We start from the raw sequence: 8,657 nt of genomic DNA, 5'->3' as shown, positions 1-8,657 counted from the left end.
GCGGGCGTCGATACGCCTCACGCGCTCGAACGAAAGTACCCGAGGGCGGCGATGTCGTGGGCGTGGTTCTGGGTATTTCCGCAATGGCCACCACGATGATCTACACCCACGTGCTGAAGATGGGCGGCGGCGCCGTGCGCAGTTCTTTGGACGCGCTGCCCGCCGCCAGACCGCCACAAAGCGGACCTCGATGAGGTTCTGCTCCTGGCCGCGAGGTGTCAGCCGCAGTTGTGCGTGAGATGCGACATTCGGAGCAAGTCGAAGCAATCGCCGATGTCTGCTATCGGCAGTGGACCCCGACTGCTGTTGTCGGCCAGGAGCGGCCGTCCGCTGTTACTGGCCGCGGTGGGCAAGGCCGCCAGCCATGCCAACCAGACGACGCTGTATCTGACTCCGCTGCACGGCCGAGCCGACACCCTGAAGCGGCTGATCGCCAACGTCGGCGCGGCCTTGCAGCACGTCAAGGCGACTGCGGAGCAGTTCAGGACCTCGACCGCTGGGGCTGCCTTGTGCGCTACATCAGCCGTATCGCACCGGTCACCGGGCCGCCGAGTCCCTGCCAGCACTTCAGACAACGGGGTAGGTGCCGGATCTATGTTGAAACGAGCTCTGCGCGATCGTTGGCAGAATGCACCAGCGCTGGCCATTATTCACAATGCCGGATTTCCGCTTGCTCTGGCGCTTCTCTCACGGCAAGATGCACGGTCCTTTTAGGCGCATGAACCGCATAAATCAGCGATGCCAGTCCAAGAAATACGGAAGCACGATGAATCCATCCAAACGTGACGGCTTTACCAGCAAATTCGGCGTGCTGGTCGCCACCCTCGGCTCTGCCGTCGGACTCGGCAATATCTGGAAGTTTCCCTCTCTCACCGGGGTCAACGGCGGCGCCGGTTTTCTTCTCGTCTATCTACTCGCCACGCTGATGGTCGGCCTGCCGCTGATGATGGCGGAGACGACGCTCGGCCGCGCCGCGCGAGCCAACGCCATTACGACATTCGACCGCCTGGCTCCGCGACAGCACGGGTGGAAACTCATCGGCTGGATGGGCTTTCTCTCTGCGCTGTTGATCATGGCATTCTATTCGGAAGTCGCAGGCTGGGTGTACGCTTACATTTTCAAGGCGATGAGCGGAGAAGTTCTGACCAGCGATCCGAAAATCGCCGGTGAAATCTTCGGCGCACTGGTTTCGAATCCGACTTCATCGCTGATCTGGCAGTGGGTTGTGCTCGGCATTACGGGCAGCATCATCATGCTGGGCGTGTCCAAGGGGATCGAAGCCGTGACGCGCAAGCTGATGCCAGTGCTATATATCCTGCTGCTGGTCCTCTGCGCGCGCAGCCTGACGCTGGAAGGCGCTGCGCGGGGACTGACCTTTCTGTTCAGCCCGGACTTTTCGAAGATCACGCCAGCGGTCGTGCTGACGGCGTTCGGCCTCGCCTTCTTCAAGCTTTCGCTCGGCATGGGAACGATGCTGACCTACGGCAGCTACTTCCGCGAGGATCAGAACATTCCTGCAACGACAACACGCGTCATGCTGGCCGACCTCTCGGTGTCGCTGCTGGCGGGCATCGCCATCTTCCCGGCGGTGTTCGCCTTCGGTTTCGAGCCGGCGGCCGGCCCGTCGCTGGTGTTCATGACCATTCCGGCAGTATTCACCGCCATGCCGGGCGGCATCGTCTTCATGACGATCTTCTTCATCCTGACGGCGATCGCCAGTGTCGGCGCCATCCTCTCGCTGCTTGAAGTGCCGGTTGCTATCCTCTCCGAGCGCTTCGGTATGGGCCGCAAGAAGGCTTCGACCTGCACGATCCTGGTCATTGCGCTGATCGGCGCGCCGGCGGCTCTCTCGCAAGGCGTGCTCGCGGAAACGAAGCTGTTCGGCATGAATCCTTTCGATCTCTTCGACTTCCTCAGTTCAAACGTTCTTCTGCCGTTGGGCGGCATCTTGATCTGCCTGTTCGTCGGCTGGGTGTACGGTTTGCCGGAACTCGAGAAGCGCTTGAGCAACGAGGGGACACTGGACAATCGCGGCCTGATTCGCGCAGTTTTCTTCCTCGTCCGCTACGTCGCACCACTCTCGATCGCCATCGTGCTCCTGCACGGCCTGAAGGTCTTCTAGCGGTAATGTCGTTACGTAGCCGCAATGTAGCGAGTTGCCCTGAATCAGTGCAGCTCGCCAGGGTGCTGGCCGGCTCAAACACGGGGCGCAACGCCTTCGTAAGGCGGCCTCGCGCCCCGACGTTTCAAGGCCGACCGCCGGTGGCGAAATGGCTGCTTCAGAGATGCCAAACGCGCAGAGTCGAAATCCGGGCGTCGGGCAGCTTTCGAGAACCGCGAACGGCAGCTGAGGGTCGCGAAGAGCGTGCCGTGCCAAGCAGGACCGGGCCGTTCGCGACCCGAGTCCGGATAGCGTCAATCGCATAACAGCGGACCGCAGTACGGCGTTCTCGTTGCAGGACAGCCCCTCCGCATCCCGTGCGGCGGGGCGCTTCAAACCCAGCCCTGCCTCCACACCCCGGGGTCGGTTAGGTCGCGCCAGTGCAGTTGCAGCACGCGCCGAGAGTGCACGGCCTCAAGCTCGACCTGTTCGATGCGCACAGCGGGTGGCTCGGGTTCGATCACCCGCACCACGACGAAGTGCTTCTCGCGGTTCACGGGCTGCACCGCTGTCCATTTGCTCAACAGCAGCTTCTTCGGGCTGAGGGGGGTGCGGCGTGCACTCACCGCCGATGGCGTCGTTGCATCGGGCATCGCGGCCGGGGCCGGTCCGGTCTTCAATTCGCGGCACCCCTGCGCAGATCGCGCTCTCTGGCTTCCAGTCGGGCGTCTTCGATCTCGCGCAGCACGGCGCCCAGGTCCACGGCGCCCGGCCGGGGTTCATACCGGCCTGTCAGCGGACTCTCGGGGCTCAGGCGGCCCGCGGCGTACAGGTCCCAGATCTCGGGGCCATGGCGCGTATCGCGCAGCTCCGGCACGTGCCGGCCGAAGAAGCTGCGCAGGTTGTCCACGTCGCGCATCAGCATGCGCGGGGCGTGGTTGTTGCCGGCGGCGTCTACCGCCTGCGGCAGGTCGATGATGACGGGTCCGTCCTGGCCCAGCAGGATGTTGAACTCCGACAGATCACCGTGCACGACGCCGGCGCACAGCATGCGAACCACCTCGCGCAGCAGCAGCGCGTGATGCTCGCGTGCAGCCGTGGGCGTATAGGTCACATCCGTTAGCCGCGGGGCAGCGTTGCCGTCGGCGTCTGACACCAGCTCCATCAGCAGCACACCTTCGAAGAAGTGGATAGGCTTGGGCACGCGCACGCCAGCTGCAGCCAGACGGAACAGTACGTCCACCTCGGCACGCTGCCAGGCGACTTCCTGCTGCTCGCGCCCGTATCGGGTGCCCTTGGCCATGGCACGCGCCTGGCGGCTGTTCTTCACCTTGCGGTTCTCGGTGTAGTCCACCGCCTGGCGAAAGCTGCGCTCGGTGGCGGCCTTGTAGACCTTGGCGGCACGGGTTTCATCGCCGCAGCGCACCACGAACACCTCGGCTTCCTTGCCGCTCTTGAGTTGCCGCAACACGCCGTCGATCAGGCCTTCGTCGATCAGAACTTGCAGGCGGGCCGGTGTCTTCATCGGTGCATTGTCGACGTTACCTGAGCTCACTCTTCAGGGCTTTGTGTGAGCGCTCAAGCGCAACGTCGCGGGCAGCTTGCGGCATGGCCCCCTGCACTCTCTTGAGCCGCCGCTCAGGTCGCCGGACCACTGCTGTGCAGCGGATGCCGCCGGAGGCCGCCGGGGTCGTCCTCACGATGAACCCCGTTTTGCGGTCATCCAATACAGCGCGGGCGCATCCGACTGAGCGACCGGCGTCCGGCGTCCGGCGTGCCGCGGACGTCGACGCCAACAGCCGGCGCGTGATCGCGACCGACCGCTTGCCAAACGCCTGAGTTCTCAGCGGCGCGCCTGCTGTGCCGCGGCCAGTTCATCCTCGAAGTCGCAACTGGCCACGCTGCGCAGGCCGTGCGCATCCAGGCTGTTCAGCAGCCCGGCCAGCGCCGCGATGAATGCGGGCTGGGCCATGTCCGCCGCCATCGGCTCGACCTCGAGGTAGACCGGCCAGCGCATGAAGTCGTCGTCGGCATCGGTGGCCTTCGAGCCGGGCTGGCCGTTGTCGAAGATATCGACCCTCAACCCGGCCACCTGCGCGCCGCGTCGCTCGAAGAGCTGGCCGGTGGCGGCGCTGATCGCGGCCTTCGCGGCGGCGCTGTCGGCGGCACCGGCCAGGTAGACCTTGCAGTAGAGACCGTCAGACATCGGCGGGCGTGATCAGGTGCCGGCAGGCTGCCGGCATCGAACATTGTGTGCGCCGTTCCGCCATCACCAGCCGAACCAGCCCGCCACACGCGAGAACACCCCGATCACGCCACCCTGGGCGTCGAACACCGGCGAGCCGCTGCTGCCCATCGAGCCGTCGAGGTCGCTGACGAAGCTGTCGTCGCCGCGCTGCGCGGTGACACGACCGAGGCTGCAGCGGCTGGATGGGCCGTGATGCCCCGGGGGTGGGCGCCGCTCACTCCAGTGCGTAGATCAGCACCGAGTAGGCCCCGACGTTCACCACCGCACTGGCGCCGAAGCCGTCGTAAGCCTCGTCCTCGGCGACCACCGACTGCGCCTCGTGGCCGTCGAAATCCGGGCCGTAGACCGGCGCGTCGGAGTTGAGCAGCAGCTTCCAGCTGCCCCCGGTGGGCATCCCGATGCGGTAGTCCGTGCGCGCCTCGTGGCCGAAGTTGACGACCACGACCACGTCGTCGCCGGGCCCGTGGTCCTGCCAGCGCTGGAATGCAAGCACGTTGGCTTCGTTGTTCAGGTGGTGCACGTGGATGTGCTGGCCCTGCAGGCCGCGCGTCCTGCCGCCGAGGTTGCGCCGCAGCGCGATCAGGTCGCGGTACAGGCGCAGGATGCCGCGGAACTGCTGGCTGTTGTCCCAGTCCAGCGGCACGTCGTCGCGAAACCAGCCGCCCTGCAGGAACTCCTGGCCCTGGAAGATCATCGGGATGCCCGGCGCCGTGAAGACCAGCGCGGCGGCGGCGGTCGAGCGCTTCTGCGCGTGCCAGCCGGTCGGCTCGTCCGGGTTGATGTCCGCCGGCACCCGGGCGCGGCCGTTGGCCACTTCGTCGTGCGACTCGGTGTAGATGACGCGCTGGAAGGCGTCGCCGTTGTAGCGCGTCTGCAGCGCGTCGCGCACGCGGTGCAGGTCGCGGTGTTCGTCGTTGGCGACGATCGCGGCCTCGCGGATCGGGTGCACGAAGGCCCCGTCCCATTGCGCGTGGAAGGCGGCACCGTGCTCGCCCACCTGGGTGATCTCGGGCAGGTGCTGCATGTCCTCGGCGATCAGGATGCGACCCGGGAACTGCTCGCGCACGGAGGTGTTGATCCAGCGCATCAGGCTCCAGCCGTCGGGGATGTCGTGGCCGTTGCCGCCGACGCTGCGCATGTAGGGCGTCATGTCGTAGCGCAGCCCGTCGAGGTGGAAGTCGCGCAGCCACGAGATCGCGTTGTCGTGGATGAAGCGGCGCACGGCCTCGCGGCCGTAGTCGGGGCGCGTGTCGCCCCAGGGCGTGGACGATCGGTCGTCGTTGTAGAAGTAGATGCCGCCCTTGTCGTTCTCGCTCCAGCCGTCGAAGCGCCACAGGTCCAGGTCGGACGGGCCGAAGTGGTTGTAGACGACGTCGAGCACCACCGCGAGGCCGCGCTGGTGGCAGGCTTTGACGAAGGTCTTGAAGGCATCGGGGCCGCCGTAGGCCGACTCCACGGCGAAGACGTGCGCCGGGTTGTAGCCCCAGGAGTAGTCGCCGGCGAACTCGGCCACCGGCATGACCTGCACGACGTTGACACCCAGCTTGACCAGGTGGTCGAGCTTGGCGAGCGCGAGCTCGAAAGTGCCCGGCTGGCCTTCGCCCTCGCGGGCGAAGAACGAGCCGATGTGCAGCTCGTAGATCACGAGTTCGTTGTGGCCGCCGATCTGCGGCTGGTCGTCGGCCCAGTCGAAGGCGGCGTGGTCGTAGATGACGCCGTTGCCGATGGACGACGTGACCTGGCGGGCGTACGGATCGATGCGCAAGAACTGCTGGCCCGCGTGGTGGATCACGTACTTGTACTCGTCGCCAGCGCGCGCCGACTCGACGAAGCCGTACCAGTAGCCGTCGGCCTCGGGCTGCAGCGCGTGCGTGTCGGGATCGAAGTCGTTGAAGTCGCCCGCCACGAACACCGCATCGGCGTGCGGTGCCCAGACACGGAAGGCGCAGCCCTCGGGTGTCGGCAAGGCGCCCATGCCGGCGACGACGGGGCGGACGGACTCTGCGGTGTGGCGGACGTTCATGCTTCGACTTTTTCTGGGCGAGAGGGTGGGCTCCAGGCCGGCGGTCCGGTTGATCGACGTGGGCGTTCTTCAGCCGGGTCCGGCTCGGAGAGCAGGGGGCGGCGAGCTGCTGCACATGGGCAGCGCGGGCTCGCCAGGTACCACCGGACGCGGCTGGGTTTGCCTAGGCCCGGTGAGCACGCGGCATGCTGAAGACAGGCTTCGAGGCCACCGGTCGGACAAGGGCGCGCCTGCGCGCAGGACAGCGCGCCTTTTGTCCTGCGATAGCTCCGGCGCGCGGCTCCGCAGCGCGCCTGGCGGGGATCAGGACACGCGGGGTTTGGAGGGAGTCGGGCTGCTGCGCCAGGACGTGCTGCACGCCGACGAGACGCCGGTGGCGATGCTCGAGCCCGGCCACGGCAAGACGCACCGCGCGTACCTGTGGAGCGACTGCACAACGGCGTTTGAGTCTGGTGCCGGCTTGCAGAACGACTGCCGTATCGCGGGCAGCCGCTGGCCTCGCAGCAGCAGAGCGGTTGCGGGACGGATTGCAAATCCGTCTGGGTGACTTCGCCGGACGCTTACGGAAAGCCGCCCCTCGGCAGGGCTCGGCGAGCGCGGCCCCCGGCAGAGGGCAGCAGCGCGCTAGCAAGTTCCCCGTCGCGGCGGGTGGCGGTCAGGCCCCCAGGCGGCACAGGCTCAGCAGCCCTGCCGTCGTGTAGGTCAGCAGCGGCCGGTAGGCCACGTCCAGCGCCTCGTCGTCGAGCTGGCCCTGCACCAGGCCATCGATGCGCCCGGCCCCCGAGAAGGCCGACACCATCAGCGCGATCGTGAAGTAGAACCCGCGCGTCAGATTCTTGCGCCCGGCGTCGGGCAGCACCTTGGAGAGCGCGTCGATGAACAGGTCGAGCGTCTCCTTCATGTGGTTCTCCAGCAGCGGCGAGTGCACGTCGGACTGGCAGATCTGCGCGATCAAGCGGGTGTAGCTTATCCAGCCCGGGCCACCACGTGCGGCCAGCTCCAGGTACGGCCGGATGAAGGCGACCAGCAGGTCCTCGACCGTAGGCGTGGCCTTGCGCTGCGCCAGCGCCGCCAGCGCTTCGCGGCGGCGTTCGTTGAGTACGTCGAGCCGGCGGTCGATCACCGCCTCGAACAGCGCGGCCTTAGTGCCGAAGTGATAGGACAGCAGGTTCAGGCGCACCCCGGCGGTGTCGGTAATCGCTCGTACCGAGACGCCGTCGTAGCCCTGTTCGGCGAACAAGGCTTCGGCAGCGTCGAGGATGCGCTCAGCCGTCGAAGAAAGCGGGTTTGACATAAATCAATAATAGCTAGGTCGACCGTCCTAAACTTTGCCTGCGTCGACAAGCTCCGTCAAGGGCGGGCCGACGAAGGGGATCGCCAGCGCGTCGAGAACACAGCATGGCCGCGCCCAAAAACCGAGGAAATGACGATGAAAGCAATTGCAAATCGAATTCAAGCGGCCGTGGTCGGCAAACAGGGATTGCGGCTGAGTCGCCGCAGCATGATGACGGGTTTGGCCTGCATCATATCGGCCCTGTTGCCGGTCGCGGCCGCGCAAGCTCAAACCCAGGCGCCGCTGTCCAAGTGGCTCGTCGGCACCTGGCTGCTGGAATCCTTCACGAGCACCGACGACAAGGGCGTCGTCACCGACGCCATGGGGCCCGGCGCCCAGGGATACCTCAGCTACAGCTCCGATGGCTGGATGTCCGTGCAGCTGGCCCGCGCCGGGCGCAAGCCCTTCGCCGTGCCTGACATGGACGGCGGCACGACCGAACAGACGGTCGAGGCGGCGCGCACCTACTTCGCCTATGCGGGCTGGTATGCGGTCGACGAGCAAAACCACATCGTTTATCACAACCTGCTTTTCAGCCTGATGCCGAATTGGGTCGGAAGCAAGCAGAAGCGGTATGTCCGGACCGAAGGCGACGACACCCTGGTCCTGTCCGGCGACCCGGTTCTGATCGGCGGCAAGGTTCAGGTCACGCAATTGCGCTGGCGCCGCCGGGCGGCTCCCGCGAAATAACCCGATAACCCCAGGAAAGATATTCGAAAATGTCGACGAATACTGTTTACATCGCCGCCGCGAAGCGCACCGCGATCGGCGTCCTGCTCGGCCAGTTCGGCCCCGTGCCGACCGTACAGTTGGGTGCCACGGCGCTGCGCGCGGCGGTGGCCTCGGCCAAGATCGACCCGGCCGCCATCGACGAGGTCTTCATGGGCAACGTGCTGACGGCCAACGTCGGCCAGGCCCCGGCGCGCCAGGCGATGATGGCGGCCGGCATCCC

General features: G+C 66.2%; 9 protein-coding genes and 3 pseudogenes. 6 read left to right on the top strand and 6 right to left on the bottom strand.

Annotation, left to right across the window (positions count from 1 at the left end; genetic code table 11):
• The 3 genes and pseudogenes from CKO43_RS24040 to CKO43_RS24030 all read left to right on the top strand — a co-directional run.
• Positions 1-194 (top strand): annotated as a pseudogene (locus CKO43_RS24040) (hypothetical protein); the annotation flags it as partial.
• 79 nt (positions 195-273) lie between these two features.
• Positions 274-714, top strand: a complete 441-nt coding sequence (locus CKO43_RS24035; protein ID WP_200232219.1) for a hypothetical protein — start codon at positions 274-276, stop codon at positions 712-714.
• Positions 715-766: 52 nt separating this feature from the next.
• Positions 767-2,122, top strand: coding sequence for a sodium-dependent transporter (locus CKO43_RS24030; RefSeq protein ID WP_242481331.1), 1,356 nt, complete (start codon positions 767-769; stop codon positions 2,120-2,122).
• A gap of 371 nt (positions 2,123-2,493) precedes the next feature.
• Here the strand turns inward: CKO43_RS24030 and CKO43_RS24025 are convergent, their stop codons facing one another.
• The 5 genes and pseudogenes from CKO43_RS24025 to CKO43_RS24010 form a co-directional block, all read right to left on the bottom strand.
• Positions 2,494-2,781 (bottom strand): TIGR02450 family Trp-rich protein, encoded by a 288-nt coding sequence (locus CKO43_RS24025; RefSeq protein WP_346014513.1) that lies wholly within the window; start codon positions 2,779-2,781, stop codon positions 2,494-2,496.
• Entirely contained in the window at positions 2,778-3,626 is an 849-nt protein-coding gene (locus tag CKO43_RS24020) for a PA4780 family RIO1-like protein kinase (RefSeq protein WP_200380230.1), read from the bottom strand. The genes CKO43_RS24025 and CKO43_RS24020 overlap by 4 nt, the downstream gene beginning before the upstream one ends.
• 318 nt (positions 3,627-3,944) lie before the next feature.
• Entirely contained in the window at positions 3,945-4,307 is a 363-nt protein-coding gene (locus tag CKO43_RS24015) for a hypothetical protein (protein WP_200380229.1), read from the bottom strand.
• A 63-nt stretch (positions 4,308-4,370) separates the two neighbouring features.
• Positions 4,371-4,514, bottom strand: a pseudogene (locus CKO43_RS26480) (trypsin-like peptidase domain-containing protein); the annotation flags it as partial.
• 49 nt (positions 4,515-4,563) lie between these two features.
• Positions 4,564-6,372, bottom strand: coding sequence for an alpha-amylase family glycosyl hydrolase (locus CKO43_RS24010; protein WP_200380228.1), 1,809 nt, complete (start codon positions 6,370-6,372; stop codon positions 4,564-4,566).
• Between the two features lie 334 nt (positions 6,373-6,706).
• Here CKO43_RS24010 and CKO43_RS24005 point away from each other — a divergent pair.
• Positions 6,707-6,796: pseudogene (locus tag CKO43_RS24005) on the top strand (IS66 family transposase); the annotation flags it as partial.
• A gap of 231 nt (positions 6,797-7,027) precedes the next feature.
• On the opposite strand, the gene CKO43_RS26245 reads toward CKO43_RS24005, so the two are convergent.
• Positions 7,028-7,666, bottom strand: coding sequence for a TetR/AcrR family transcriptional regulator (locus CKO43_RS26245; protein ID WP_200380227.1), 639 nt, complete (start codon positions 7,664-7,666; stop codon positions 7,028-7,030).
• A 135-nt stretch (positions 7,667-7,801) separates the two neighbouring features.
• Here CKO43_RS26245 and CKO43_RS23995 point away from each other — a divergent pair, with 135 nt between their 5' ends.
• The gene (locus CKO43_RS23995; RefSeq protein WP_200380226.1) at positions 7,802-8,395 is read left to right on the top strand and encodes a lipocalin-like domain-containing protein; all 594 of its coding nucleotides are present in this window, start codon (positions 7,802-7,804) and stop codon (positions 8,393-8,395) included.
• Positions 8,396-8,424: 29 nt separating this feature from the next.
• The coding region (locus CKO43_RS23990) for a thiolase family protein (protein WP_455710412.1) at positions 8,425-8,657 on the top strand (233 nt) is incomplete at its 3' end.

Origin of the sequence: Rubrivivax gelatinosus (assembly GCF_016583785.1) — a bacterium.
GTDB lineage: Bacteria > Pseudomonadota > Gammaproteobacteria > Burkholderiales > Burkholderiaceae_C > Rubrivivax > Rubrivivax gelatinosus_B.
The sequence above is the reverse complement of the archived record's forward strand: the minus strand, read 5'-3'. Positions and strand labels throughout refer to the sequence as shown.